Annotated in this window: 23 protein-coding genes, 1 tRNA gene and 2 pseudogenes; 16 read left to right on the top strand and 10 right to left on the bottom strand. The window is 71.6% G+C overall.

Annotated features, from left to right (window positions below; translation table 11 throughout):
- Nucleotides 1-33: 33 nt before the first annotated feature.
- The 11 genes and pseudogenes from N8I87_RS35195 to N8I87_RS35145 all read left to right on the top strand — a co-directional run bounded on the left by N8I87_RS35195 (nucleotide 34) and on the right by N8I87_RS35145 (nucleotide 13,514).
- The gene (locus N8I87_RS35195) at nucleotides 34-840 is read left to right on the top strand and encodes a hypothetical protein (RefSeq protein ID WP_263214843.1); all 807 of its coding nucleotides are present in this window, start codon (nucleotides 34-36) and stop codon (nucleotides 838-840) included.
- A gap of 53 nt (nucleotides 841-893) precedes the next feature.
- Nucleotides 894-2,054 (top strand): NAD(P)/FAD-dependent oxidoreductase, encoded by a 1,161-nt coding sequence (locus tag N8I87_RS35190; protein ID WP_263214842.1) that lies wholly within the window; start codon nucleotides 894-896, stop codon nucleotides 2,052-2,054.
- Nucleotides 2,051-2,344 (top strand): annotated as a pseudogene (locus N8I87_RS35185) ((2Fe-2S)-binding protein); the annotation flags it as partial. The gene N8I87_RS35190 and the pseudogene N8I87_RS35185, both read left to right, overlap by 4 nt.
- A 58-nt stretch (nucleotides 2,345-2,402) precedes the next feature.
- A pseudogene (locus tag N8I87_RS35180) lies at nucleotides 2,403-3,808 on the top strand (FAD-dependent oxidoreductase).
- Nucleotides 3,809-3,867: 59 nt separating this feature from the next.
- Nucleotides 3,868-4,764, top strand: coding sequence for a dihydrodipicolinate synthase family protein (locus N8I87_RS35175; protein ID WP_263214840.1), 897 nt, complete (start codon nucleotides 3,868-3,870; stop codon nucleotides 4,762-4,764).
- 15 nt (nucleotides 4,765-4,779) lie between these two features.
- Nucleotides 4,780-5,781, top strand: coding sequence for a proline racemase family protein (locus N8I87_RS35170; RefSeq protein WP_263214839.1), 1,002 nt, complete (start codon nucleotides 4,780-4,782; stop codon nucleotides 5,779-5,781).
- Nucleotides 5,782-5,833: 52 nt separating this feature from the next.
- Nucleotides 5,834-6,541, top strand: coding sequence for a GntR family transcriptional regulator (locus tag N8I87_RS35165; protein WP_263216810.1), 708 nt, complete (start codon nucleotides 5,834-5,836; stop codon nucleotides 6,539-6,541).
- A gap of 217 nt (nucleotides 6,542-6,758) precedes the next feature.
- A complete protein-coding gene (locus N8I87_RS35160; protein ID WP_263214838.1) occupies nucleotides 6,759-9,512 on the top strand; it encodes an ATP-binding protein in 2,754 nt (917 codons plus the stop codon).
- A 357-nt stretch (nucleotides 9,513-9,869) separates the two neighbouring features.
- On the top strand, nucleotides 9,870-10,898 hold the full coding sequence (locus tag N8I87_RS35155; protein ID WP_263214837.1) for a polyprenyl synthetase family protein: 1,029 nt from the start codon (nucleotides 9,870-9,872) through the stop codon (nucleotides 10,896-10,898).
- Nucleotides 10,899-10,962: 64 nt separating this feature from the next.
- Nucleotides 10,963-12,129 carry a terpene synthase family protein gene (locus N8I87_RS35150; RefSeq protein WP_263214835.1) on the top strand — a complete coding sequence of 389 codons (1,167 nt, stop codon included), beginning with the start codon at nucleotides 10,963-10,965 and terminating at the stop codon, nucleotides 12,127-12,129.
- Complete coding sequence (locus N8I87_RS35145) at nucleotides 12,126-13,514, top strand: cytochrome P450 (RefSeq protein WP_263214834.1); 1,389 nt, start codon at nucleotides 12,126-12,128, stop codon at nucleotides 13,512-13,514. The genes N8I87_RS35150 and N8I87_RS35145 overlap by 4 nt, the downstream gene beginning before the upstream one ends.
- A gap of 72 nt (nucleotides 13,515-13,586) precedes the next feature.
- Here N8I87_RS35145 and N8I87_RS35140 read toward each other — a convergent pair.
- A tRNA-Pro gene (locus N8I87_RS35140) sits at nucleotides 13,587-13,660 on the bottom strand.
- A gap of 43 nt (nucleotides 13,661-13,703) precedes the next feature.
- The gene (locus tag N8I87_RS35135; RefSeq protein ID WP_263214833.1) at nucleotides 13,704-15,131 is read right to left on the bottom strand and encodes an MFS transporter; all 1,428 of its coding nucleotides are present in this window, start codon (nucleotides 15,129-15,131) and stop codon (nucleotides 13,704-13,706) included.
- A 187-nt stretch (nucleotides 15,132-15,318) separates the two neighbouring features.
- Here N8I87_RS35135 and N8I87_RS35130 point away from each other — a divergent pair, with 187 nt between their 5' ends.
- Nucleotides 15,319-15,897 carry a TetR/AcrR family transcriptional regulator gene (locus tag N8I87_RS35130; protein ID WP_263214831.1) on the top strand — a complete coding sequence of 193 codons (579 nt, stop codon included), beginning with the start codon at nucleotides 15,319-15,321 and terminating at the stop codon, nucleotides 15,895-15,897.
- Between the two features lie 2 nt (nucleotides 15,898-15,899).
- Here N8I87_RS35130 and N8I87_RS35125 read toward each other — a convergent pair whose 3' ends face one another.
- Nucleotides 15,900-17,114 (bottom strand): serine hydrolase domain-containing protein, encoded by a 1,215-nt coding sequence (locus N8I87_RS35125; protein ID WP_263214830.1) that lies wholly within the window; start codon nucleotides 17,112-17,114, stop codon nucleotides 15,900-15,902.
- A gap of 67 nt (nucleotides 17,115-17,181) precedes the next feature.
- The gene (locus N8I87_RS35120; RefSeq protein ID WP_263214828.1) at nucleotides 17,182-17,691 is read right to left on the bottom strand and encodes a hypothetical protein; all 510 of its coding nucleotides are present in this window, start codon (nucleotides 17,689-17,691) and stop codon (nucleotides 17,182-17,184) included.
- A 131-nt stretch (nucleotides 17,692-17,822) separates the two neighbouring features.
- On the opposite strand from N8I87_RS35120, the gene N8I87_RS35115 reads away from it, so the two are divergent.
- Entirely contained in the window at nucleotides 17,823-18,167 is a 345-nt protein-coding gene (locus tag N8I87_RS35115) for a cupin domain-containing protein (RefSeq protein WP_263214826.1), read from the top strand.
- Here the strand turns inward: N8I87_RS35115 and N8I87_RS35110 are convergent.
- Complete coding sequence (locus N8I87_RS35110; RefSeq protein WP_263214824.1) at nucleotides 18,157-19,167, bottom strand: LacI family DNA-binding transcriptional regulator; 1,011 nt, start codon at nucleotides 19,165-19,167, stop codon at nucleotides 18,157-18,159. The genes N8I87_RS35115 and N8I87_RS35110 overlap by 11 nt on opposite strands.
- Nucleotides 19,168-19,296: 129 nt before the next feature.
- Between N8I87_RS35110 and N8I87_RS35105 the strand changes: the two genes are divergently transcribed.
- On the top strand, nucleotides 19,297-20,457 hold the full coding sequence (locus tag N8I87_RS35105) for a Gfo/Idh/MocA family protein (protein ID WP_263214822.1): 1,161 nt from the start codon (nucleotides 19,297-19,299) through the stop codon (nucleotides 20,455-20,457).
- Here N8I87_RS35105 and N8I87_RS35100 read toward each other — a convergent pair.
- The gene (locus N8I87_RS35100) at nucleotides 20,438-21,469 is read right to left on the bottom strand and encodes a LacI family DNA-binding transcriptional regulator (protein WP_263214821.1); all 1,032 of its coding nucleotides are present in this window, start codon (nucleotides 21,467-21,469) and stop codon (nucleotides 20,438-20,440) included. The two genes, N8I87_RS35105 and N8I87_RS35100, sit on opposite strands and share 20 nt — an antisense overlap.
- A 109-nt stretch (nucleotides 21,470-21,578) precedes the next feature.
- Between N8I87_RS35100 and N8I87_RS35095 the strand changes: the two genes are divergently transcribed.
- Both N8I87_RS35095 and N8I87_RS35090 read left to right on the top strand, forming a co-directional pair.
- A complete protein-coding gene (locus N8I87_RS35095; protein WP_263214820.1) occupies nucleotides 21,579-22,355 on the top strand; it encodes an SDR family oxidoreductase in 777 nt (258 codons plus the stop codon).
- Nucleotides 22,356-22,415: 60 nt separating this feature from the next.
- A complete protein-coding gene (locus N8I87_RS35090; protein ID WP_263214819.1) occupies nucleotides 22,416-23,420 on the top strand; it encodes a Gfo/Idh/MocA family protein in 1,005 nt (334 codons plus the stop codon).
- A 94-nt stretch (nucleotides 23,421-23,514) separates the two neighbouring features.
- Here the strand turns inward: N8I87_RS35090 and N8I87_RS35085 are convergent, their stop codons facing one another.
- The 4 genes from N8I87_RS35085 to N8I87_RS35070 all read right to left on the bottom strand — a co-directional run bounded on the left by N8I87_RS35085 (nucleotide 23,515) and on the right by N8I87_RS35070 (nucleotide 26,990).
- On the bottom strand, nucleotides 23,515-23,703 hold the full coding sequence (locus N8I87_RS35085; protein WP_263216997.1) for a hypothetical protein: 189 nt from the start codon (nucleotides 23,701-23,703) through the stop codon (nucleotides 23,515-23,517).
- 50 nt (nucleotides 23,704-23,753) lie between these two features.
- Nucleotides 23,754-25,007: a serine hydrolase domain-containing protein gene (locus N8I87_RS35080; RefSeq protein ID WP_263214818.1), complete on the bottom strand. Its 1,254-nt coding sequence runs from the start codon at nucleotides 25,005-25,007 to the stop codon at nucleotides 23,754-23,756.
- 169 nt (nucleotides 25,008-25,176) lie between these two features.
- On the bottom strand, nucleotides 25,177-26,079 hold the full coding sequence (locus N8I87_RS35075; RefSeq protein WP_263214817.1) for a sugar phosphate isomerase/epimerase family protein: 903 nt from the start codon (nucleotides 26,077-26,079) through the stop codon (nucleotides 25,177-25,179).
- Nucleotides 26,080-26,081: 2 nt separating this feature from the next.
- On the bottom strand, nucleotides 26,082-26,990 hold the full coding sequence (locus tag N8I87_RS35070) for an ATP-binding cassette domain-containing protein (protein WP_263214816.1): 909 nt from the start codon (nucleotides 26,988-26,990) through the stop codon (nucleotides 26,082-26,084).
- Nucleotides 26,991-26,994 lie beyond the last annotated feature (4 nt).

Here is a 26,994-nt window from a genome sequence, read left to right as displayed (position 1 = left end):
AGGACGTACCGCGTTCCACTGGAGGCCGCCGCGATGAAGCGTCCGTACCGTCCCGCACGTGTTCTCGCCTCGGCCCTGGCCGCGGGGTCGCTCCTGGCCACGGTCTCCTGCTCGGAGGACAGCGGGTCCCCGGAGGCCGCACCCGCCTCGCCCGCGGCCCAGCGGCCCCCGTCGCCGTCCGCCACGCGCGCCCTGACCGGGCCCGGGGCCAAGGCCGCGCTGATCACGGAGGCTGATATCGAGGGCGACTGGACGCAGGTCAACAACGCGGCGACCTGGCGCAACGAACTGCTCGTCGGCAAGGTCGACGTCGCCCAGTTCCTCAGCGGGAAGGCCAATGCCGCCGACTGCCAGAAGCTCCTCGACGGGATGTACTCCGACACGCTGCTGGGGCGGGCGACCGGCGCGTCGGCGCTGACCGGCTTCAGCGCGGTGGACTACCGGCTGCTCTACCAGGTCGGCGACTACGGCAAGGAGTCGGTGGACAAGACCCTCGACTGGCTCAAGAGCCTTCCGCAGAAGTGCGCCCAGTTCACGGCGACCGCCTCCGACGGCAGCGAGCGGACCGTACAGGTCGTCGAACTCCCGCTGCCCAAGGCGGGCGACGCCAGACAGGGGCTGACGGTGACGGTGCAGGGCACCGCGGACGGTCAGCCGGTCACGCTCACCCAGGACGTCGCCGTGCTCCGGGTCGGCGCCTCCGGGGCCTCCGTCACCAACGGCGGTCCGTCGGGCGCCGATCACCCCAGCACCGTGTCGTCCGTGGAGGCGGGCGCCCTGCGACTGCAGGACGTGCTCGCCGGGAAGACCCCGACCGCGAACCCGAGCCAGTTCGACTGACCCTCTCCGGCGCGACCCTCCCCAGGCGCAGCGACATGTGACATAGTACTGGCGTGGGGAAGCGACTGACCTGCGATGTCGTGGTGGTCGGTGCCGGAATGGTGGGCGCGGCCTGCGCGCTGTACGCCGCACGGGCCGGTCTCGACGTGATGGTGGTGGACCGCGGTCCCGTCGCCGGCGGCACCACCGGCGCCGGTGAGGGCAATCTGCTCGTCTCCGACAAGGAGCCCGGCCCGGAGCTGGAACTCGCGCTGCTGTCCGGCCGCTTGTGGGCCGAGCTGGCGCAGGAGAAGGGCGACGCGATCGAGTACGAGCCCAAGGGCGGCGTCGTGGTCGCCGAGACACCCGAAAGCCTCTCCGCCCTGGAGAGGTTCGCGGACGGGCAGCGGGCGGCCGGAGTCACGGCGGAGGCGGTGGGCGCCGACCGGCTCCACCTGCTCGAACCCCATCTGGCACCCGGCCTCGCGGGCGGTGTGCACTATCCGCAGGACGCCCAGGTGATGCCGGCGCTGGCCGCCGCCCACCTGCTGCGTGCCTCGGGCGCCCGCCTCCTCACCGGCCGGACCGTGACCGCGGTGCCGCGCACACCGGGCGGCGCGGTGCGCGGGGTCCGCACGGACCACGGCGAGATCCACGCGCCGGCCGTGGTGAACGCCGCGGGAACCTGGGGCGGTGAGCTGGCAGGTCTGGCGGGCGTGCACCTGCCGGTACTCCCCCGGCGCGGCTTCGTCCTGGTCACCGAGCCGCTGCCCCGGCTGGTCCGGCACAAGGTGTACGCGGCCGACTACGTGGCGGACGTCGCCAGCGACTCGGCCGCGCTGCAGACCTCACCGGTCGTCGAGGGCACGGCCGCCGGACCGGTCCTGATCGGCGCGAGCCGCGAACGGGTCGGCTTCGACCGGTCGTTCTCCCTGCCCGCCGTACGAGCGCTGGCGGCCGGGGCGACCCGGCTGTTCCCGTTCCTGGCCCGGGTGCGCGCGCTGCGCACGTACGCGGGTTTCCGACCGTACCTGCCCGACCATCTGCCCGCCATCGGCCCCGACCCCCGGGTACCCGGACTGTTCCACGCCTGCGGGCACGAGGGCGCGGGCATCGGACTCGCCACCGGCACCGGGCACTTGATCGCCCAGGTGCTGAGCGGCACGGCGGCGGAGCTGGACCTCGCGCCGTTCAGGCCGGAGCGATTCCCGCGAGACGAGGTGAACACCCCATGAACCCCCTGGAGTTGGCCGGAGCGCGACCGGGTCCGGCGTTCACGGTGACGTTCGACGGCCGGACGATCGAGGCGCTGCCCGGCCATACGGTCGCCGCCGCGCTGTGGGCGGCGGGCGTGACCGTATGGCGCACCACCCGGAGCGAGGGCCGGGCGCGCGGGGTCTTCTGCGGGATCGGGGTGTGCTTCGACTGCCTGGTGACCGTCAACGGCCGCCCGAACCAGCGGGCCTGCCTGGTTCCGGTAAGGCCGGGCGACACGATCCGTACACAGGAAGGGGCCGGCCACGACGGCCGTACCGCGGAAGGGACGGGCGACGACGGCCGTACCCGGGAAGGGACGGATCACGATGGCTGAGCGACCGCGTCTCGCCGTGATCGGGGCGGGCCCGGCGGGCCTCGCCGCGTCGCTGGCGGCGGCCGCGCGCGGGGTGCACGTCACCCTCGTCGACGCCGCCGAGGAGGCGGGCGGGCAGTACTACCGGCAGCCCGCCGCCGCGTTCGGCGCGCGCCGCGCGCAGGCCCTCCACCACGACCGGCGGACCTGGAAGCGGCTGCGCACCGGGCTCGAGCACCACATCACGGCCGGACATCTCCTCCACCTGGCGGATCATCATGTGTGGTGCGTGGAGCGGGAGTCGGGGGCCGACGGGTTCACCGTGCACGCGCTGCGGGGTCCCGCCCAGGAGGAGGGCGTCGCGGTGCGCGCCGACGCCGTCCTGCTCGCCACCGGCGGTTACGAGAAGGTGCTGCCCTTCCCGGGCTGGACCCTGCCCGGGGTCGTCACCGCGGGCGGGGCGCAGGCCATGCTCAAGGGCGGGCTGGTGCTGCCGGGACGCACCGCCGTGCTCGCCGGGACCGGGCCGCTGCTGCTGCCCGTGGCGACGGGGCTCGCGGCGGCGGGCGCGCGCGTGGCCGTGCTCGTCGAGTCCGCGGATCCCGGGGCACTCCTGCGCCGGCCGTCCGCCCTGGCCGCGCAGCCCGGCAAGCTCGCGGAGGGCGCCTGGTACGCGGCCCGGCTGCTGCGTCACCGGGTGCGCACGCTCGTCCGGCACACCGTGGTCGAGGCGCACGGCACGGACCGCCTGGAAGCGGTGACCGTCGCGCCGCTCGACGCACAGGGGCGGACCGTGCCCGGCGCCGAGCGCCGCATCCAGTGCGACACTCTCGCCGTCGGGCACGGCATGCTGCCGCACACCGACCTGGCCGAGACGCTGGGCTGCCGGCTCTCCGACACGAACGTCCGGGTGGACGACGAGCAGCGCACCGATGTGCCCGGCGTCTGGGCGGCCGGGGAGGCCACCGGGATCGGCGGGGCGACGCTCGCCCTGGCCGAGGGCCACATCGCCGGCCGTTCCGTCGCCGCCCGTCTCCACGGGAGCCGGCCGACCCGCGCGCCTGGGCGGCCGCGGCCCGTGCCCGGACCCGGCTGCGCGCGTTCTTCGCGGCGCTCGAGACGGTGTACGAGCCGCCCGCGGGGTGGGCGGAGCGGGTCACGGACGACACTGTCGTGTGCCGCTGCGAGGAGGTCACCGCCGGGGAGATCCGGGCGTCCGTGAGCGGTCTCGGCGCAGGTGATCTGCGCACCGTGAAGCTGCTCACCCGGGCCGGGATGGGCTGGTGCCAGGGTCGGATGTGCGGGCCGGCGGTCGCCGGGCTCACCGGGTGCCCGCTCACCCCGGCGCGGCGACCGCTCGCCCGGCCGGTGCCCCTGGGGGTGCTCGCCGGGCAGGACGAGGAGCTCAGGTCGGACTGACTGCCGACAGCTGTCCGGAATCAGTACTATGTCACACACCATCGGATTGGGGACCACTCATGACCCTCCCGGAGAACCGCCCCTGGCGCGGTGTCCTGGTCGCCACCGCGCTCCCCCTGCGCGACGACCTCACCGTCGACTACGACGCGTACGCCGAACACTGCGCCTGGCTGCTGGAGAACGGCTGCGACGGCGTCGTGCCCAACGGCTCGCTCGGTGAGTACCAGGTGCTCACCCCCGAGGAGCGCGCCAGGGTCGTCGAGACGGCCGTGGCCGCGATCGGCGGCGCGCGGGTGATGCCGGGCGTCGCCGCCTACGGATCCGCCGAGGCCCGCCGCTGGACCGAGCAGGCGGGCGAGGCGGGCTGTGCGTCGGTGATGCTGCTGCCGCCCAACGCCTACCGCGCCGACGAGCGGTCCGTGCTCGCCCACTACGCCGAGGTCGCGAAGGCGGGCCTGCCGGTGGTGGCGTACAACAACCCGATCGACACCAAGGTCGACCTCGTCCCCGAACTGCTCGCGCGGCTGCACGGCGAGGGCCACATCCACGGGGTCAAGGAGTTCTCGGGCGACGTGCGCCGCGCCTACCGGCTCGCCGAACTCGTCCCGGAACTCGATCTGTTGATCGGTGCCGACGACGTACTGCTGGAACTCGCCGTCGCGGGCGCCAGGGGCTGGGTGGCCGGTTACCCGAACGCGCTGCCCGCCGCGTGCGCCGAGTTGTACCGGTCCGCCGTGTCGGGGGACCTCGCCGCCGCGCTTCCCCTGTACCGGCAGCTGCATCCGCTGCTGCGCTGGGACTCGCGGGTCGAGTTCGTCCAGGCCATCAAGCTGTCCATGGACATCGCCGGACGGCACGGCGGCCCGGTACGCCCGCCGCGGGTCCCGCTGCTGCCCGAGCAGGAGGCCGCCGTCCGCGCGGCGACCGGCAAGGCCCTCGCCGCGGGCCTCGGCTGACAAGGAGGCCCGAACGTGCGCAGCACACTCGTCCTGCACGCCGTCGACTCGCACACCGAGGGCATGCCCACCCGCGTGATCATCGGCGGGATCGGCACCGTCCCCGGTGCGACGATGAACGAGCGGCGACTGTACTTCCGTGAACACCTCGACCACATCAAGCAGTTGCTGATGAACGAGCCGCGCGGGCACTCGGCGATGAGCGGTGCGGTCCTGCAGCCACCGACCCGCCCCGACTGCGACTGGGGTGTCGTCTACATCGAGGTCTCCGGCTATCTGCCGATGTGCGGGCACGGCACGATCGGCGTGGCGACCGTGCTGGTGGAGACCGGCATGGTGGAGGTCGTCGAGCCGGTCACCACCATCCGCCTCGACACCCCGGCCGGACTCGTCGTCGCCGAGGTCGCGGTCGAGGACGGCGCCGCCAGGAACGTCACGCTGCGGAACGTGCCGTCGTTCTGCGCCGGCCTGGACCGCAGGGCGGTGCTCGCCGACGGGCGGACGGTGACGTACGACCTCGCGTACGGCGGGAACTTCTACGCGATCCTGCCGCTGGAGGAGTTCGGGCTGCCCTTCGACCGCGCCCGCAAGGACGACATCCTAAGGGCGGGTCTGGCCCTGATGGACGCCATCAACGCCGAGGACGAGCCGGTCCACCCCGAGGACCCCTCCATCCGCGGCTGCCATCACGTCCATCTGTACGCACCCGGCGCCACCGCCCGTCACTCGCGGCATGCGATGGCCATCCACCCCGGCTGGTTCGACCGCTCGCCCTGCGGTACGGGTACCAGCGCGCGCATGGCACAACTGCACGCGCGCGGCGAACTGCCCCTGCACACCGAGTTCGTGAACGAGTCCTTCATCGGCACGCGGTTCACCGGACGGCTGCTGGGCGAGACCGAGGTCGCCGGGATCCCGGCCGTGCTGCCGAGCTTCACCGGCCGCGCCTGGATCACGGGCACGGCCCAGTATCTGCTCGATCCCACGGACCCCTTCCCGGAGGGCTTTGTGCTCTAGCCCTCCATACTGGCAACACATGACATGGCACCAGTCGTTCGAGGAGAACCCGATGACCGCCCAGCGCAGCGGCGCCCCGTCTGCCGCACCCGAACTCCCCCGCCTGGGCGGCCGTCGGAGCAGCTACCGTGAGCGGGTCGCCGAGGCCCTGCGGGCCGCGCTGATCGCCGGTGAGCTGCGGCCCGGCGAGGTCTACTCGGCCCCCTCGCTGGCCGCCCGCTTCGGTGTCTCGGCGACCCCGGTGCGCGAGGCGATGCTGGACCTGGCCAAGGAGGGACTGGTCGACACGGTCCCCAACAAGGGGTTCCGGGTCACCGCCGTCTCCGACAAGCAGCTCGACGAGTACACCCACATCCGCTCGCTCATCGAGATCCCCACCGTGGTGGAGCTGGCCAGGACGGCCGACCGGGTCTGTCTGGAGGCGCTGCGCCCGGCCGCCCGGGAGATCGTGACCGCGGCGCTGGCGGGCGACCTCATCACGTACGTCGAGGCGGACACCCGCTTCCACCTGGGGCTGCTCGCCCTGGCCGGCAACGCCCATCTCGTCGAGGTGGTCGCCGATCTACGGGGACGCTCCCGCCTCTACGGACTCACCGCGCTGGTGGAGGCGGGGCGTCTGCTGGCCTCCGCCGAGGAACACCTGGAACTCCTGGACGCGTTGCTGGACCGCGACGAGCGGGCCGTGCGCGAGATCATGACCCGTCATCTTGGCCATGTACGGGGTCTGTGGGCCGCCCGGGCCGATCGGGAACCGGGCTGAGCGACCGCCTGGAGACGACGCTCCCCAGCGGTTCGCCGTAACCCGAAGTACGCGCCCACCGTTCACAAACGGGCGAGAAGGCGACAGTGTAGCCCCACTCACTCACACGCGGTGTATGTGCACATTGACTGCTCGCCGAACGTAGATCGGTGGATACGCTGTGTCAGGGTGGGATTCCCGGCGCGCCACGGAGGGCGCCATGCCGCGAGGGGGACGAGTGCTGGTGGGTCGGACCGGGACACAGCAACGCGGGACGCGGACGGGAGCCGGCGAGCGACGCCGCCGGAACAGCGCGATCACCCCGAGCACTCTGGAACGAGACATCGAACTGACTGTCGCGCAGACGTCGTTGGACGCCCTGAGCAGTCGTTCGCAGACCGGCGCGACCACCCCCGTGGCCCGCCGGGACGGTGTGCTGGCCTTCACCGGCGCCGCAGGCGCGGGCAAGACGACCCTGCTGGACGAGGTGCGCAGGCTCGCCGCGGAGCGCGAGTGCCGGGTGCTGTCCGCCAAGGGCGGCGAGCTGGAGCAGGGCGTGGCCTTCCACGTGGTGCGGCAGCTGTTCCAGCCGCTGCTGGCCTCGTACTCCGACAGTGAGCGGCGCGAACTGCTGGGCGACTGGTACGCGATCATCGGGCCCTGTATCGGCCTGTGCCCCGCGGGGGTAGGAGCGGCACCCGATCCGCAGGGCGTGCGGGACGGCCTGGACTGGCTGGTCACCAACGTGGCGCTGCGGCGTGGACCGTTGGTCATGATCGTCGATGATGCGCACTGGGTGGATCTCGAGTCCCTGATGTGGCTGACCTCCTTCTTCCGGCAGGCCGAGGATCTGCCGACGCTGATGGTGGTCGCCTACCGGCCGGAGGAACCGACCGAGGGCGCCAAGGCGTTCACCGGCATGATGGAGCGGAACCGGGTTCGGCCGCTGGACCTGGAGCCGTTGACGGCCGCGGCGGTCTCCGCGCTGCTGCGGGAGGCGCTCGTCAAGGACGTCGACGAGGGGTTCTGCCAGGAGGCGTGGCGGGTCACCGGCGGCAATCCCTTCGAGACGGTGGAGCTGGCCGCCCGGATCCGCGAACGGGAGGTCGATCCCGTCCGGGAGAACGTCCGGCTGCTGCGGGATCTTGCGGCCGCCACCACCATGGGCGGCGGCCTGGTGGACCGGCTCGAGCACCTGGGCACGTCCGCCACCCGCCTCGCCTGGGCGGTGGCCATTCTCGGTTCGGAGGCGACCCCGGATCTGGCCGCGTCCCTGGCGGCACTGGGCCCGGCCAATGTCGCGCAGACGGCGGACCTGCTGCGGGCCGAGCACATCCTCAAACCCGGCGAGCGGCTGGAGTTCGCGCATCCGCTCATCGCCACGAAGGTGTACCGGGCGATTCCCGGCGAGACCCGGGCGGCCATGCACGGCAAAGCGGCGTGGGAACTGATCGACGCGGGCCTGGGTCCGGCGGTGGCGGCACGCCACCTGCTGGAGACTCAGCCCGAGGGCGACGACGCGGTGGCCCGACAACTGCACGACGCGGCCCGCGAGTATGTGCGCCGGGGCGCTCCCGAGGCCGCCCACCGCTGTCTGAGCAGGGCGTTGCGCGAAACTCCGGTCGCGGAGCTGCGGGCCGCCATCCTGCACGAGCTCGGTTCGCCGGCGGTGACGCACGACCCGGTGACCGCGGTCAACCAGCTGCGGGCGGCGTTGGACGAACCCGACCTGCCGCCCGAGTTGCGTCAGGCCATCGTGATCCGGCTCGCGCGGGCGCTGGCGTACTGCGACCGGCTCGGCGAAGCGACGAGCGTCATGGAGGAGGAAGCCCGCACGACCGCGGACGCACGGGGTCGGCTGCGGCTGCTGACCGAGCATTTCATGCTGGCGGCCTTCACCTCCGAGGACCACGACGGCCCGGCGCTGTCACGTCGGCTCGCCCAGCTCACCGAGCGGCTGACCGGGCGCGAGGAGATCGAGCGGTATCTGTTCGGGCTGCGCGGGTGGGACGCCGTGGTGCGCGGCGAGGCGGTGTCGACGGCCCTTCAGTACGCCGAGCGGGCCATGAGCGACGAGATGAGCTGGACGGACGAGCGGTGGGGCTTCGAGGTTCCGGCGCTGGTGGCGCTCACCTACCTGTACTGCGACCGTCCCGACCGGGCCGAGGAGCTGTTCACCCGCGGCATCTCGGAGTTCGAGCGCCAGGGCTGGCGTGGTACTCCCCTGGCGCTCGGTTACACCTTCCTCGGCTACATCCGGTTCCGCTGCGGCCGGCTCACCGACGCGGAGGATTTCGTCAGGGCGGGACTGCGGCTGGCCGACCGGGTGAGCCCCGACGTGCCCGTGCACTGGTACGCGATCGGAAGCCTGATCGAGATCCTGCTCGCCCGGGGGCAGGTCGACGCGGCGGAAAGGATGGCAGCGGATCACGGTCTCGGTGAGCCGTTCCCGTCCGCCGTGACGTTTCCCGACGCCCAGACCGTCCATGCCGAGCTGCTGCTGGCCCGGGGGTTGGCGAAGGAAGCGGCGGCGGAACTGACCCGGGTGGGAGAACGGCTGGACGGACACGGGATGCGCAATCCGGGGCTGTATCCATGGCTGCTGCGCCTCGCCCTCGCATCCCACGTCACGGATGTCCCGCGGGCCCAGGCACTGGCGCACACAGCGGTACAGCGTGCCGAGCGCTTCGGCGCGGCCTCCACCACCGGGCATGCGCTGCGCGTCATGGCACGACTGAGCGACGGGCCCCAGGCCATCACCCTGCTGCAGCGTGCGGTCACGGAACTGGAGCGATCGCCCTCGACGTACGAACTCGCCTGCGCCCTGGTCGAGTTGGGTACGGCACTGCGCCGGGCCGGCCGGGTTTCGCAGGCCGCCGAGCCGCTGTACCAGGGGGTGGATCTGGCCACTCGGTGCGGTGCCGATCCCATGGTGACCCTCGCGCGTGACGAACTCATCGCCGCGGGTCTGAGGCCCCGCCGCCTGGCATAGGTGCCGAACAGCGGCCGTCGAGGACGCATGGGGAGTTCACCCCAAGGGCGCATGGGGATTTCATGGGGCGCGCCCGAACCAGAAATGCGCCCCCGTGCGCGCCAGATCGTGAGCCATGGGGCACATGGGGACCATATACACGTTTCGCCGACGGCCTCCCCGTGAAGGCTCCACGTGAGCCCCGGAGGACCAAGGTCTTTCGCGATCCGGCACGGTTGACGCAGGTGGCAGCAGCCTCCTCCGGAGCTCCGCTGTGACGGGCGTATCCCTGGGGGGGCCATGCGAGCGGCGACGGATACGGAGGATCGGGTCGTAACTCTCGATCACTCGGCGCCGGACCTTGCGCGGATCCGGCAGATGGCAGGCTCGGCCCTGGCCGATTTCCTCGACCAAAAATGTCACACGGCAGAGTCCTCCCGGTCGCTCGAACCCAAGGAGACGCTCCGCGGTTTCCTTTCCTCGGGCGGCAAACTCATCCGGCCGGTGATGTGCCTGTGCGGCTGGTATGCCGCGGGCGGCGCGTGGGATCCGGGGCCCGTGGTGAAGGCCGCAGCGTCCTTGGAGCTGTTCCACGCCTTCGCTCTCATCCATGACGATGTCATGGACGACAGCGACGCCCGCCGGGGGCGGCCGGCTCTGCACCGGCTCCTGGCCGAATTCCACCGGCACCGGCACACTCCCGGACACGCGGAACGGCATGGCGTCCACGCCGCCGTACTGCTCGGCGATCTCGCTCTTGCGTGGTCGGACGAGATGTTCCACACGGCAGGTCTCTCACCCGCGCAGATACGAGCGGCTCGCCCGCTGCTCGACACGATGCGCGGCGAGGTCATGTTCGGCCAGTGCCTGGATCTGCTGGCCACCGGACGGCCGATCGGCGACATCGAGCACGCCCTGACGATCAGCCGCTTCAAGACCGCCAAATACACGGTCGAGCGCCCCCTGCACATCGGTGCCGCGCTCGCGGGCGCCGGTCAGGCGATGCTGGACACGCTGACCGCGTACGCCCTCCCCCTCGGCGAGGCGTTCCAGCTGCGAGACGACCTCCTCGGCGTCTTCGGCGACCCCAGGGAGACCGGAAAACCCGTCGACGACGACCTGCGGGAGGGCAAGCACACCGTACTGATGGCTTTCGGCATCGCACGGGCCGATCACTCGCAACTGAGCGTGCTGCGCTCGCTGGTGGGCCGTTCGGACCTCGATGCGGAGCAGGCCGACGCGATCCGCGACGTTCTGGTGTCCACCGGTGCCCGCGCCGCGGTGGAACAGATGATCAGCAGCAGACGGCGCAGGGCCCTGAGCGCGCTCCACGGAGCGCCCTTACCCCCGCATGCCATCACGGCCCTGCGCCGGCTGGCTCACGCAGCCTCCGCACGCAGTTCCTGAGCGCCTCGGCGCAAGTGTGGTCATCGCTCGCCCGATATGAACTCCCGTGACTCCAGGGGACCCCATGTCTGACATCTCACCGCTGCGCACGGGCACCTCGCTGCTTGCCCGGCACGAGTACGAGCAGCCCGAGGGATTCTTCCTTCCGGAGCTGCCGCGGCTCCTTCCGGTGGTGTACCACCCCAAGGCGGCGCAGATCGAGTTCCGGTCGAACGCCTGGGTGCGCCGGCATCTGGCAGGGTGCTTCGCCGACGAGGAGGACCTGCTGAAACTCCTGCGCGAACGCGTGGGCCTGTACGCACCCCTCATCGCTCCGACGGCCGACGAACAACGCGTGCTGGATCTTGCCGACTTCTACCATTTCGTCGGGCTCATCGACAATCTGGCGGCGGACCACACCGGGCTGGGAGCCAGCCACCTCGGAGCCCGCGACGTCTTCGACGGGATCATGGCCGACTTCGCCGCCGGGGCGGCAACCAGGGCAGCGGCCGCGGCGAGCGACAACTCCCCGTTCGGGCGGGCGGCTCAGGATCTGTGGCGGCGCATCAGCCCAGGGCTGAGCCCACATCAGGTCCGGCGCTTCAAGTCGAGCATGAGCAGCTTCCTGCGGGGAGTCACCAGCGAGCTTCCCTACCAGCTGTCCGGCTCGGTTCCGGACTACGACGCCTATCTGGCCATGCGGCTCGACAGCTTCGGCTGCGACTTCATCCTCCTGCTCACCGAATATGCCCTCGCGATCGACATGACCGAGCCGGCCGCGTCGCCTCGGTTCGTGGACATGCACGCCCACGCGATGCGCCAGCTGATCCTCGTCAACGATCTGCTGTCCCTGCGCAAGGAGCAGGGAGACCCCATGAACGCGGTACGGGTGCTGTGCTGCCACGACGGGCTGACGCTCCAGCGGTCCGTCGACAGGGTCTGCGACTTGGTCGACCTCCATGAGCGGGCGTACATCGCGGCCCGGGACACCGTGCGGCACGGCCCGTTCGGCGCCCGCGCCGACGTCCGCGCCTACCTCGACGGACTTGATCATCTGCTGGCCGGCAGCCAGGAGTACGAGTACCTCACCCCGCGTTACTTCGGCGACGGATCCGTGTGGGACGGCTCCACCTCCGGGTGGATCAGCCTCACCACTCCCATCGCCCGATTCCTGCCCCGGACCGGCCACGGAAACGGGGCGACAGCGGACCAGCGCGCTCGGCATCCACACCGGAAGGAGCGGACGAGTTGACGGCGACCCATGAGGCACCACCGGTCCCGCGCCCCACGACCACGGGCGTGGCTCCCGGTGGGCTCCCCCTGCTCGGCCATGCGATACCCCTGCGGCGACGGCCGTTGGACTTCCTGGCCGCACTGCCCGCGTACGGCGACCTGGTGGAGGTACGGCTCGGTCCCCGACGAACGTACCTGGCCTGCCATCCCGACCTGGTCCAGCAGGTACTGCGTGACTCACGGACCTTCGACAAGGGCGGCCCGCTCTTCGACAAGGTCCGCCTCCTCACGGGCAACGGCCTGGCCACGTCCTCCTGGGCGGACCACCGGCGGCAACGCCGGCTGATGCAACCGGCGTTCCGTCCCGAGAGGATGGCCGGGTACACCCCCGTGATGGACCACGAGATCGGCTCCATGCTCGACTCGTGGGAGGAAGGGCGGGCCTTCGACGTCAATGCCGCGATGCAGGCGCTCACGGCGCGCATCATCGTCCGCACGCTGTTCTCCACCCGCATCGAGGACCGGGCCGTCGCCGAGATACAGCGCTGTCTGCCGGTCATCACCCGGGGTTTCTACACGCGCATGGTCGCACCGGTCGGCCTGATGGAGAAGCTGCCCACCCGGAGCAACCGCCGCTTCGAGCGGGCTCTGGAGCGGATGCGCGGCGTCATCGACGAGACCATCGACGCTCATCGAGCCGGAGTCGATCACGGGGACCTGCTGTCCGGCCTGCTCGACGCCGAGGACGAGGAGACCGGTGAGCGACTGGCCGGGGACGAGATCCACGACCAGGTCATGACCCTGCTCCTGGGCGCGACCGAGACCACGGGGAACACTCTGGCCTGGATCTTCCACCTCCTCGGCGAAAACCCGGAGGCGGAGGAGCAGTTGCACCGTGAACTGGACGGGCTCCGTCCCGGCCGTCGGCTCGGCGTCGACGATCTGCCCCACCTGGACTACACCCGGCGTGTGATCATCGAGTCGCTGCGCCTGTACCCGACCACCTGGTTGCTGACCCGGTCGACCACGTGCGAGACGGAACTCGCCGACGTCCGGCTCGCCCCGGGCACCATCGTGCTGCTCAGCTTCTACGCCCTCGGCCGTGACCCAGCCCTGTACTCCGCCCCCGAGCGGTTCGACCCCGACCGCTGGCTGCCCGAGCGGGCCAAGGCCGTACCGCGGGGCGCCTGGAACTCCTTCGGCGGCGGCAGCCGCAAATGCATCGGCGACCGGTTCGGCACGATCGAGGTCATGCTGGTCCTCGCCGCCGTCGCCGCGGACTGGCGGCTGAGGCCCCGGCCCGGCCCCGGCATCCGGCCGGAGCCGAAGGCGAGCCTGAGCACCGGCCCGCTCCCCATGATCCCGGAGCGACGTCGCCGAGGAAGCCCCGCCGCCTCGGAGTAGAACCCGGAGCAGAACAAGGAAGGGCCCGGACCGGATTGCTCCGGTCCGGGCCCTGAACTGCGCCTTCGCAAGTCGGGACGACAGGATTTGAACCTGCGACCCCTTGACCCCCAGTCAAGTGCGCTACCAAGCTGCGCCACGTCCCGGTGCGATGTCACACGGCGTTCCGTGTGATCGCGCAGGTCAACCCTACCGCACGCGTACGGGTGCTGCCGCCGCTCGCTCCGCGGCGGGGCCGGTGACCCGGCCGGCGCGCCGGACCGGGACGAGGAGCGCGGCGCCCGCGGCACCGAGGCACAGCAGCGCGAGCAGCGTGAAGCCATGGGCGTAGCCGGAGCCGTACGGCAGGCCGGAGGGCTGAAGGTGCCCGGTGACCAGGACACTGGTCAGCGCGGCGCCGACGGAGCCGCCGATGGTGCGGATGTTGGCGTTCATTCCGGTCGCGGCGCCGGTCTGCTCGGCCGGGACGCTGCCCACGATGAGGTTGGCCATCGAGGCGAAGGCGAGTCCGATGCCGAGGCCGAACACTCCCGCGACGAAGGCGATCTGCCACCGCTCGTCGTGCCACAGGGCGAGGAAGCCGAGGGCGAAAGCGCCGAGCGCGGCACCGGTCGTGAGCTGCGCCTTGGGACCCACGACAGGGGCGAGACGGCCGCCGAGGACGCCGGAGAGGAACATCGCGACGAGCATCGGCAGCATGAGCAGTCCGGACTCGGTGACGGTGGCGCCGAAGCCGTACCCGGCCGAGCGGGGCGTCTGCACGAATCCGGGGAGGAAGGACCAGATCGCGTACATGCCCGCGCCGAACAGCAGGGCCGCGGTGTTGGTGGTCCACACGGCGGGCAGCCGCATCACGCGCAGGTCGATCAGCGGGGTGCGGGAGCGGGCCTCGACCAGCAGCCACCCGGCGAAAAGCACGACGGCGGCGGCGAAGAGCCCGAGCACCTTCACCGATCCCCAGCCCCACTGCCCCGCCTGGCTGAGCGGCAGGAGCAGCGCCACCAGCCAGGCCGACAGCAGTCCGGCGCCGAGCCAACTGACGCTTCCCTCGGCCCGGTTGGGCGACTCGGGCACATAGCGGAGGGCGATCGGCACAGTGGCGGCGACGACGGCGACCGGGATCCAGAACAGCCAGCGGTAGTCGAGCGCGGACACGATGGGACCGGCGGCCACCATGCCGACACCGCCGCCGGCCGCGATCACGGCGGACAGGTTGCTGATGCTGCCGCTGACCCGGGCAGGAGCGAACTCGTCCCGGATGATGCCGAACGACAGCGGGAACAGGGCGCCACCGACGCCCTGCGCGACCCGGGCCACGATCAGGACGCCCATGTTCGGCGCGAGCGCGGCGACCAGACAGCCGGCCAGCACGGCCATGAGGACGGCGACGAGGGTGCGCTTGCGGCCGACCAGGTCGCCGACGCGGCCGAGGATCGGCGTGAAGACCGAGGCGGACAGCAGATACGCCGTCATCACCCAGGTCGCGGTGGACTGGGAGCTGTGCATGGCGTGCTGGACGGTCGGCAGGGCCGGCGCGATCAGCGACTGCAGCATGGCGAACACGCCCGCACCGGTCGCGAGGACCACGAAGGTGAGGCGGGTGGAGTTTCGGGGCACGGCAGAGCCTCTCCGAATCGGAGCGCGAGGAATGAGAGGAATGAAATGAATGAGGGGCGTCCGGGGTCGCCGCGGACACACCTCTGCGCACGGCCGGCGCACCCCCGGACTGCTAAAGTGGAGGTACCCCTCCACCATAGCGGAGGTACCCCTCCGTTTCAATCGATTCCCGTCCCGGGAGGCAGCAGTGTCGGCCCAGCCGTTCCCCGTCAGCGAGATCGTCGCGTCCCGGCGGCCGCACCGTAAGGACGCCGCCCGCAACTTCGACGCCCTGCTCGCGGCCGCGCGCGAGGCGTTCGCGGAGCACGGCGCGGAGGCCTCCCTGGAGGACGTCGCCCGGCGCGCGGGCGTCGGCATCGGCACGCTGTACCGGAACTTCCCCACCCGCCGCGACCTCTTCGAGAGCGTCTACGCGGACGAGGTGAACGCCCTGTGCCGGGCCGCCGTACAGGCCGCCGAGCTGCCGCCGTGGCAGGCGCTGACCACCTGGCTGGACCGGTTCACGGGCTACATGGTCACCAAGCGGGCGGTGCGCGAGGCCCTCAACGACGAGTCGGAGATCTTCCAGGCCTGCCGCGACTCGATGTACTCCGCCGGCGGACCGCTGCTGGAGCGGGCGCAGAAGGCGGGCGAGGCACGCGCCGACATGGACTTCGGCGACCTGGTGCGGATGGTCGCCGGGATCACGGCGACCTCCTTCACCGACGACGCCCAGCGCGACCGCGTGCTGGCGATCGCGCTGGACGGCGTACGCGTCAGCCGCTGAGCTCAGTCGATGTCGAGGCCGAGCGGGTGCTCCGGGGCCAGCGCCGCGGCGATGCGGTCGGTGATCGTCTGGGCCGTGTTGCCCTCGGGCGCCTTGGGGCCCACGGTGGTGGACACGGCGATGGCGAGCCGCTCGCCGGGCTCGTAGGCCTGCACCGCCGCGAAGCCGGCGAAGGAGGGGTTCTGCACGACCCAGCCGTTCTTGACGATGACGCCCACGCCGTAGTGGAAGGCGTCGGTCTGCTTCAGGCACACGGTGGCGGGGCAGGTCGCGGTCGGGGTGCCGAGCCCGGGAGTGCCGGGGTCGAGCTGCACCTGGTAGGAGTGCCGGGAGAGCAGCCGACCCGATCCGATGCCCTGGGCCGAGCGCGCCAGGTCGCAGATGTCGGTGCTGAGGACGGCGCCGGGGGCGGTGGTCCAGGACGGGTTCCAGAACGTGGACTCCTCGTACATGCCGCGTTCGGCGTCGTAGGCGTGCAGCACGGGCCGCGGGATCTCCGGAGTGAAGCTGTTGGCGGTCTGGCTCAACCGCAGCGGATCGAGGACGCGTTTGCGCAGCAGCCGGTCCAGCGGAGTGCCGGTGATCTTCTCCAGGGCCTGGCCGAGGAGGACGAAGTTGGCGTGCGAGTAGCTCCAGTTGGTGCCCGGCGCGTACCACAGGGGATGGCCGAGCGAGAAGGCCGGCAGCTCGCTCGGGGTCCAGTGCCGGAAGGGGTCGGCGTAGAACTGCTTCACGAACGCCGGGTCGGTGACGTAGTCGTGCAGGCCGGAGGTGGAGTCGCCGAGCATCCGCAGCGTGATCCGGTCGCCGTTCGGCAGGTCGGGCAGCCAGCGGGAGACGGGGTCGTCGAGGCCCACCCGGTGCTCGTCGACGAGTTGGAGGAGCACGGTTCCGAGGTGAGCGATGGCGACCGAGCCCGCCCGGAAGTGCAGCGCGGGCGTGGCCGGGACGCCGGTCATCGACTCACCGGCCGCGTCGGTGACCAGCTCGTGTCCGTCCACCGTGACCCGTACCAGGACGGCCTCGAGACCGAGCTCCCGCTGGGCCTGCCGCACGATGTCATGGACCTTCCGAACCCGGCCGTCCGTGCTCTGCCCGCCGACGACACAGCCCTGGCCGGGGCGCTCGGCGGCCGGTACCGCCGTCGTCTGGAGCATCACCGCGAGCAGGACGGCGACGCACAGCGAGAGCACGCGCATGCCCGCCATTCGGGTCATAAGCCTCATAGTGGCACCCCCTGGTGCGGGCCGCTCCCGGCGTCCGCCGCGACGGCCGGACTCCCGGCTAATGAATGAGCGCGTTCGCCACCACCACGACCACCCCGAGCAGCGCGTCCCCCGCGCCGATCAGCACGGCCACGGGCCAGCTCCGTGCCGCCCAGTGGGCGGTGACCAGCCCCAGGACGAACAGGATGAGGATGTTCAGGACGAACGCCGGGTACTCGACGCCGCTCGCGGACCACCAGCCCCACCCGGCCCCCGCGAGGATGAAGACCGTGGGGATCATGGCCGCGACCAGCGGCCACTCGTCGGCCAGGATGCGCAGGAACTCCCAGCCTCGGTGCGGGCCCCGCTCGGCGACGTAGTGGGCGTAGCCGTGCGCGAGGGCGGAGGCTAGCCCGGTCACCAGCAGCCAGAGGGCGTCGTAGCGGCGGGCGGCCTGGGAGGAGTGGCCGTACTCGGTGAGCGCGGCGACCATCGCGCTGGCCAGTACGGCGCCGTAGACCCCACCGAAGAGGACGGCTTCGCGGGTGCCGTGCGGGCGGGGCCCGGGGGCCGCCGTGGAGTCGTCCATGCTCCTCACGATCACCCGCGCCCGGCGCCGCCGCCACTTTGCTTCGCCCCGACGAAGTGTCCTCCCACCAGGCCCGATGCCCCACATTCTGTCGACGGCGCGAGCGCCGGTGAGCTCGCTAGGGTCGCCTCATGACGCACAGCTTCGCTCTCCACATCCCCGACGCCGAGCTCGAACCCGAGCCCCTCGACCCGGAGCAGATCGTCTCCGGGTCGCCCGAGGTGACCGGAAAGGTGGTCTGGGAGTCGGAGGACGGCCGGCGGATCCGCGGGATCTGGCAGATCACCCCGGGCGTGGTCACCGACACCGAGGCGGACGAGCTGTTCGTCGTCATCAGCGGCTCGGCGACGATCGAGGTCGGGGGCGGGCCGACGCTGGAGGTCGGGCCGGGCGACATGGCCGTACTGCGCGAAGGCGACCGTACGACGTGGACGGTGCACGAGACGCTGCGCAAAGCGTACGCGATCAATCTGTGAGGCCGGGGGGCGCCGCGGTGGTGCCCCTGATCTCCAGCGTCGGTGCGGCGAGGTGCACCCGGCCCGCTCCCCCGGGCCGCTCGAAGCGGTCGAGGAGGCAGCGGGCGGCGCGGCGGCCGACCTCGTGCGGGGCGGTGTCGACGGTGGTCAGCCAGACGTGGCGCAGCCGGGCGATGCTCGTGTTGTCGTAGCCGGTCACCGAGACGTCCCGCGGCACTCGCAGCCCCAGTTCCTCGGCCGCCGACAGCGCGCCGACGGAGGCGATGTCGTTGACGGCGAGGATGGCGCTGGGCCGGTCCGGGCGGCTGAGCAGCCGGATGGTGGTGCGGTAGCCGCCCTCCTCGGTCATGTCGCTCGCCTCGATCCGCGCCTCGGCGTCCAGGCCGTGCGCCCGCATCGTCGCCTCGAAGCTGCGTCGGCGCAGCTCGCCGACGGCGCCGTACCCGGCGATGTGCGCGATCCGGCGGTGGCCGAGCCCGATGAGGTGTTCGGTGACGAGGCGTGCGCCGGTCTCGTCGTCGCCCGCGACGACGTCCACGTCCGGCAGCTCGGGCTCCCGGGCGCCCGCGACGACGACCGGCATCCGCTCGGCGACCGCGCCGAGAACGGCCGGTTCGGGCAGGGTGCCGACCGCCACCAGGCCGTCGACGCCCAGGTCCAGGAACGGGCCGATGGGGTCGTGGCCGGTGCGGCGGTTCAGCCGGGCGTCGGCGAGCAGCATGTGCAGGCCGTTGTCGCGCAGCAGCGAGTTCAGGCCGTCGAGGAGGTCGACGAACCATGGGTTGCGCAGGTCGTTGAGGAGGACGCCGACGGTGCGGGTGCGCTGCTCGCTGAGACTGCGCGCGGCCGCGTTCGGCCGGTAGCCGAGCTCCCGTACCGCACGCAGCACGGCCTCCCGTTTCTCGGGGCGCACCTGGTCGGAGCCGCGCAGCACCAGCGAGACCAGCGACTTGGACACTCCGGCCTGCTCGGCCACGTCGCGGATCGTCGGCGGTCTCATGACATGGACCGTTCCATGGGGTGGGCACGGTTGTCAAAGGGCTTGACACATCGGAATTCGCCTCCCAGTGTGGCCTGGACAAGTAATGGACCGGTCCAAACAGGTTCCAACGAGGTACGAGGGGCTGTCATGGTGGATGCGCTCGGTGTCGCCGTCGTCGGATTCGGCTGGATGGGCCGGGTGCACACCCAGGCGTACGCCCGCGTCGCGCACCACTACCCCGGGCTCGCCCTGCGGCCGCGCCTGGTGACGGTCGCCGAGGAGGTGCCGGGCCGGGCCGAGGAGGCCGCGGCGCGGTTCGGGTTCGCCTCGACGACCCGCGACTGGCGCGAGGTGGCCGCGGATCCGCGCGTCCGGGCGGTCAGCATCACCGCGCCGAACTTTCTGCACCGGGAGATCGGCGTCGCGATGGCCGCGGTCGGCAAGCACATCTGGATCGAGAAGCCGGTGGGCCTGACCGCGGAGGACGCCCGCGCGGTGGCCGACGCGGTGGCCGGGGCCGGTGTGCACGGCGCGGTCGGCTTCAACTACCGCAACGCGCCCGCCGTTCAGGCCGCCCGCGAGCTGATCGCCTCGGGGGACATCGGCGCGGTGACGCATGTGCGGATCCGGCTGTTCAGCGACTACGCGGCCCATCCCGACGGCGCCCTGACGTGGCGGTACGAGCGTGAGCGCGGCGGCAGCGGGGTGCTCGGAGATCTGGCCTCGCACGGTGCCGACCTGGCCCGCTTCCTGCTCGGCGACATCGCCGCGCTGACCGCCGACACCGCGGTGTTCGTGCCGGAGCGGGCCCGCCCGACGGGTGCCACCGCCGGGCACGCCCGTGCCTCCGGCGGTGAGCTCGGCCCCGTCGAGAACGAGGACTACGTCAACTGCCTGCTGCGTTTCGCCTCCGGCGCCCGCGGTGTCCTGGAGGCCTGCCGGGTCTCGGTCGGCGAACAGAACAACTACGGCTTCGAGGTGCACGGCACCAGGGGCGCGGTCTTCTGGGACTTCCGGCGGATGAACGAGTTGGCTCTCAGCCGCGGCACGACGTACCAGGACCAGCCCGTCAGCACGGTGTACGTCGGCCCCGGAGACGGCGAGTTCGCCGCGTTCCAGCCGGGCGCGGCCAACGCCATGGGCTACGACGACCTGAAGGTCATCGAGGCGTACCGTTTCCTGCGCTCGATCGCCGAGGGCAGACCGTACGGCACCACCCTCGTGGACGCCGTGCACAGCGCCGCCGTACTGGACGCGATGACGCGGTCCGCGGAGACGGGCGGATGGGTCAACGTGCAGGCGCCGTAGGCATGTTGTACGGCGTGACCACCTGGATCGACGACGGTGCGACCGGTCCCGTGGGCGGTAGTGCGCCGTGGGCGCGCATCACCAGGTGGCAGGCCTCGCGCAGGTCGTGGCGCAGGTCGTGGTGGAGCACGGCGGACAGGCGGTGTTCGCGCAGCAGCCGGGTGTTCTCGTGGTCGAGGTCGTGGGCGACGAACACGGCGCACTCGCGGCCCAGGTCCTCGAAGGCCCGTAGCGTCGCGATGTTGCCGCCGCCGATCGAGTAGACCGCCCGTATGCCGGGGTCGCGTTCCAGGGCGGCCCGGACGTGGTCGTACTGGGTCGTGTCCAGGCCCTGCCCCTCGGCGATCTCGACGAGCGTGCGCTGGGGGTGCCGGGCCCGCATGACGCCGCGGAAGCCCATCTCGCGCTCCTCCTCGTTGCGGAAGAAGCCGCTGCTGAGGCTGGTGAGGACATGGCCGGGACGGTCGCCGAGCCACTGCCCCATGAGGTACGCCGCCGTCGCGCCCGCAGCCCGGTTGTCGATGCCGACGTACGCCATCCGGGCACTCGCGGGAAGGTCGGTCACCAGGGTCACGACGGGGATGCCCGCGGTGGCGAGGCGGCCGACGGCGGCCGTGACCTCGGGGACGTCCGGTGCCTTGAGGATCACGCCCTGGGAGCCCCGCCGGGTGACCCGGTCCAGGGTCGCCACCAGCTCCCGCACCGGCCCGGTCTCCCGGAAGTGGAAGCGGGAGCGCAGCACGGCCGGGTGCAGCGACGGCAGCTCCGCCTCCAGGGCGGCGCGTACGGCCGTGGTGAACCGCTCCGGCGCCTGCATCACGATGTCGACCATGAACGTACGGCCGACCAGCCGTACCTGGGTGCGTTGCCGGTCCAGGTCGGCGATGGCCCGTCGGACCTCCTCGGCGGTGCTCTCCCGCACCCCTCCCCTGCCGTTCAGCACACGGTCCACGGTGGCCTCGCTGAGACCTGCCTGACGTGCGATCTCGCGGATCGGGAAGGGGTGGCCCACGGCGGCGCTCCTTGAGGGGTTTTTGATGGCTCGCTGCTGGTTGTTGGAGGGGTTTGTACTGACAAGAATGACAGGACCGCGTCGCGAGAGCTGAAGGGGCAAGCACGTCATGGGACTTCTCGACGACAAGGTCGTCCTCGTCAACGGCGGCAGCCAGGGGGTCGGCGCCGCCATCGCCCGGGCCTCGGTCCGCGAGGGCGCCGCGGTGGCCGTCACCGGCCGGCGCCCCGAGCCGGGCGAGGCCCTGGTGGCCGAGCTGACGGCGGCCGGGGGCAGGGCGATGTACGTGCGGGCCGACCTGTCGGACGCCGGGCGGGCCAAGGTCTCCGTGGCCGAGGTGGTCGACGCGTACGGCCGGGTCGACTGTCTGGTCAACTCGGCGGGGCTGACCTCGCGGGGCACCCTGCTGGACACCACGCCCGAGCTGTTCGACGCGCACATCGCGATCAACCTCAAGGCCCCGTTCTTCGCGATGCAGGCGGCGGTGGCCGACATGGTGGAGCGCAAGGCGCCCGGCACGATCGTCAACATCATCACGTCGTCGGCGCACGGCGGACAGCCCTTCCTGGCCCCGTACGTCGCCGCCAAGGCCGGTCTGGTCGGTCTGACCCGCAACGCGGCGCACGCCCACCGCTGGGACCGGATCCGGATCAACGGCCTGAACATCGGCTGGACGGCGACCGAGGGCGAGGACGCGACGCAGCGGGCCTTCCACGACGCCGGGGACGACTGGCGCGAGCGGGCCGCGGCCGGGCTGCCGATGGGCAGACTGGGCCGACCGGACGAGATCGCCGACTTCGTGGTCCTCCTGCTGTCGGACCGGTCCGGGGTGGTCACGGGTTCGGTGATCGACTGGGACCAGAACGTTCTCGGTGGCCTCGACTGACCCTTTCGTACAGCCTCTTCGCACCAACCGCATCGCACCGCACCTAGGAGCCGCAACCCCATGCGCATCGGAATCCTCGGCCTCGGCCGCATCGGCGCCTTCCATGCCGAAACCCTGTCCGCACTGGACGCCGTCGAGTCCCTCGTCGTCGCCGACCCGTTCGCCGAGGCGGCCAAGGCCGCCGCGGAGCGGTTCGGGGCCGAGGTCGCGGACTCGCCCCAGGCGGTCCTGGCCGCCGGGGTGGACGGTCTCGTCGTGGCGGCGGCCACCGACGTCCACCCCGCCCTGCTCCTGGCCGGCGTCGAGGCCGGCGTCCCCGTCTTCTGCGAGAAGCCCGTCGCCCGCACCATGGCGGAGGGCGTCGAGGTGCTCAAGGCCGTGGAGGGCAGCGGCGTCCCGATCCAGATCGGCTACAACCGCCGCTTCGACGCCGGCTTCGTCGCCGCGCGGGCCGCCGTGCGCAGCGGCGAGCTGGGCAAGCTCCACACGGTCCGCTCGACGACGCTGGACCCGGCGCCGCCCCCGGCCGCGTACATCGCCGCGTCCGGCGGGATCTTCCGGGACTGCTCCGTCCACGACTTCGACATCATCCGCTGGGTGACCGGCCGCGAGGTGACCGAGGTGTACGCCGTGGGCGGCAACCGGGGCGCCGACTACATCAAGGACGCGGGCGACGCCGACACCACCGGGGCGATCCTCACCCTCGATGACGGCACCATCGCCGTGGTCTCCAACAGCCGCCACAACGCGCGGGGTTACGACGTCCGCATGGAGCTGCACGGCTTCCAGGACTCCATCGCCGTCGGTCTGGAGGACAAGCTCCCGCTGCGCTCGGTCGAGCCCGGTGTGACCTTCCCGTCCGGCACCCCGCACGACTTCTTCATGGACCGCTTCACCGACGCCTACCGCGCCGAACTGACCGCGTTCACCGAGGTCGTCGCCGGCACCCGGCCCTCCCCCTGCACGGTCGCGGACGCCCTGGAGGCCGGCTGGATCGCGGAGGCCTGCACGCTGTCACTGCACGAGCACCGTCCGGTGACGATCGAAGAGGTACGCGGCGCCTGACAGCAGGCCCCGGGCCCCGGCCCGCCCGGCAGACGTGCTCGACTGCGCGGAAGGACCGATCGAGCACGGCGCCGCCGGGCCGGCCGACCGAACCTCACAGACAGTAGCGGACCATCCACTCGTCGGGGTCATACGCGTCCCGTGCCGGATCCCGTGGTGCGGCCGGCCTCTCCTCCACCGTGTCCTCCGGGCGGACCCGCTCCGGCAGCGCGCCGAACCTGGCCCGCCGCAGTGTGGCCTCGTCGGCGGCCGGCGTCTTCTCCTCGTGCTCCGTGTGCGTCAACTCGTCCTCCCCGTCCGGCGTTCACGTCCCTGTCACCCTGCTGAACGTTCTCAGCGCGCCGCGGGTTCCGCCGGCAGGTTGAAGATGTGGTTCGGGGAGATGACCGACGTGATCGCGTCGCCGAAGACGGTGCTGGGCTCCTGACCGTTGTAATTGATGTCGGTGTTGAGGAGGACGACCAGGGTCGCCCGGGCCGACGGCAGGTAGATGGTCAGGGACTCGTAGCCGGGCAGGGAGCCGTTGTGCCCGATCCAGCCCTGGACGTTGAAGATGCCGAGCCCGTACCCGGCGCCCGGAATGGTGGTCGGCGGCGTGGTGAGCCGCTGTGCCTGGACGGCGGGGCTGATCAGGATCCCGCCGTCGGGAAGCCGGCCCGTGGCCACCGTGCGCGCCCAGACCCGCAGATCCTCCAGGTTGGAGATCATCGCGCCGGCCGCCCAGCCCCAGGAGGGGTTCCAGTCGGCCGAGTCCGTCACCTGGCCGGTCGCCGTCTGGTCGGTGTAGCCCTGCGCGTGCGGCTGCGGGAACTCGTTGCCGGTCGGGAAGAGGGTGTGTCTGAGGCCGACCGGGTCCAGGACGTTGTGCTGGATGTAGTCACCGAGCGGTGTGCCACCGGCCTTCTCGACGACCAGGCCGAGCAGGATCAGGTTGGTGTTGGAGTAGTCGAACCTCTCACCGGGCGGGAACAGCACCGGGTGCCGGAAGGCGTAGTCGAGCAGTTCCTGCGGGGTGAAGGGGCGCTGCGGATCGGTCGTCAGGGCCTTGAAGAAGCCGTCGTCCTCGGAGTAGTTGAAGAGTCCGCTGCGCATCCCGGCCAGCTGGCGCAGCGTGATCCTGTCCCCGTTCGGTACGCCGCTGACGTACTTGTCGATCGTGTCGTCAAGGCCCACCTTGCCCTCGTCGACCAGCTTCAGCAGCGCCGTCACCGTGAACGTCTTGGTCTCGCTGCCGATCCGCATGTACAGGTCGGGGGTCATCGCGCGGTCATTCGTCTTGTTGGCGACGCCGAAGGACTTCACGTACCGGCCCTTGTCGGGTGTCCAGATCCCGACGGTCACTCCCGGGACGTTCGCCTCCCGCATGACCCGCTGCACGGTCGCGTCGAGCTGCCGCCGCACGGCGGGCGTGAGTGCGCGGACGTCGCCGCCCGTGGGCGACGGCGAGGGCGGATCGGCGACCGTGGGGGCGAGGGGGGCGGCCGAGGGCAGGGCCTCGGCCGTCGTGCCCGCGGCCGGCACCAGCAGCATCCCCACCGCTGTGACGACCACGGCCCCCTTGCGCAGTCGGGTCGAGGAGTGCGACATGGGCTCAACTCCCAGGTGAGGACGCATGCCCTGGACCCCAGCATAGGAGCGCCCGCGTGCCGTCGCCTGTCGGAGACAGCGGCACGCGGGCACTCCCGCTCAACGACGTGACTCGACGACGCGGCTCGGTGACGTGACGGTACGGAGACGCTCCGTCACGCCGGCCCGTTCACGCCCCGCACGACCTCAGGAACCGGCGCGTGCGCACCGCGATGGGCAGCGGCTTGTCCGGCTCGCAGGGGTACATGTCCTGCTCGACGATGGCGAACAGATCGACGCCGAGCTTCTGGGCCGCTTCCAGCACGGGCCCCAACTCGGGTACGCCGGAGGGCGGCTCGCACATCACCCCGCGCTGCACCGCCGGGCCGAACGGTACGCCGTTCGCCACGACGTCCGCGAGGATCTCCGGGTCGACCTGCTTGAGGTGCAGATAGCCGATGCGCTCGCCGTACGTCTCGATGAGCTTGACACTGTCTCCGCCGCAGTAGGCGTAGTGACCGGTGTCCAGGCAGAGGTTGACCAGGTCGGAGTCGGTCGCGTCGAGGAACCGCTCGACGTGCTCCTCGGTGTCGATGTGCGTGTCGGCGTGCGGGTGCACCACGATGTCGAGGCCGTACGTGTCCTTGGCCTCGCGGCCGAGCCGTTCCATGCCCCGGGCGAGGTGGGTCCACTGCTCGACGGTGAGCTCCGGCGGCTCCAGCACCTCGGCGGTCTTGTCGTCGCGCCAGAAGGAGGGGATCACCACCAGGTGCCCGGCCCCCATCGCCCGGGTGAGCTCGGCCACCTGGCCGACGTGCGCCCAGGTGGACTCCCAGACGGCGGGTCCGCGGTGCAGGCCGGTGAAGACCGTGCCCGCCGACACCTTCAGGTTCCGCTTGTCCACCTCGTCGGTGAGGCGGGCGGGGTCCGTGGGCAGATAGCCGTACGGGCCCAGTTCGATCCAGGAGTAGCCGGCCTCGGCCACCTCGTCCAGGAAGCGTTCCCAGGGCACCTGCTGGGGGTCTTCGGGGAACCAGACGCCCCAGGAGTCGGGGGCCGAGCCCACCCGGATGCGGTCGAGGGCGTTCGCCATGGTCAGGAGGTCCCTTCGGGGTGGGTCGCGACGGGTGCGGTGAGGTCCTTCGCCTCGGGGAGCTCATCCACGTCCACACCGCGCACCTGCGCGAGTTCGTGCTTGAGCGCGGCGAGTTCGGCACCGCCGGCCATGTGGTTGGTCAGCTCCTCCAGGCTGACCTGGCTGCGGTCGGCGCTGAGTTCGAGGGTGCCCAGGCGCAGCACGCTGAAGTGGTCGCCGACCATGTAGGCGTGGTGCGGGTTGTGGGTGATGAAGATGACGCCGAGGCCGCGGTCGCGGGCGGCGGCGATGTACTTCAGCACGACACCGGACTGCTTGACGCCGAGTGCGGCGGTCGGCTCGTCCAGGATCAGGACCCGGGCACCGAAGTAGACGGCGCGGGCGATCGCCACGCACTGGCGCTGACCGCCGGAGAGCGTGCCGATGGGCTGCTCGAGGTCGTCGAGGACGATGCCCATGTTGCGCAGTTCCTGGTCCGCGGTCTGCTTCATGCGGTCGATGTCGAGACGGCGGACGGGCCAGGGGCCCTTGGTCATCTCGGAGCCGAGGAAGAAGTTCCGCCACACCGGCATCAGGGGCACGGTGGCCAGGTCCTGGTAGACGGTGGCGATGCCCTTGTCGAGGGCCTCGCGCGGGCTGCTGAAGCGCACGTGTTCGCCGTCGACCAGGAAGTCGCCCTCGGTGTGCTGGTGCAGCCCGGAGACGATCTTGATCAGGGTGGACTTGCCGGCGCCGTTGTCGCCGAGGACGCAGGTCACCCTGCCAAGGCGGACCGTCAGATCGACGCCGTGCAGGGCGCGGATGTTGCCGTACGACTTGCCCGCGTCGCGCAGTTCGACGATGGGGCGGTCCGCGCCGTCGGGCGTGGTGTCCTTCAGGACGGCTCCGTGGGTTCCATTGGTCGTCATGAAG

The organism is Streptomyces sp. HUAS 15-9 (assembly GCF_025642155.1).
Classification (GTDB): domain Bacteria; phylum Actinomycetota; class Actinomycetes; order Streptomycetales; family Streptomycetaceae; genus Streptomyces.
The sequence above is the reverse complement of the archived record's forward strand: the minus strand, read 5'-3'. Positions and strand labels throughout refer to the sequence as shown.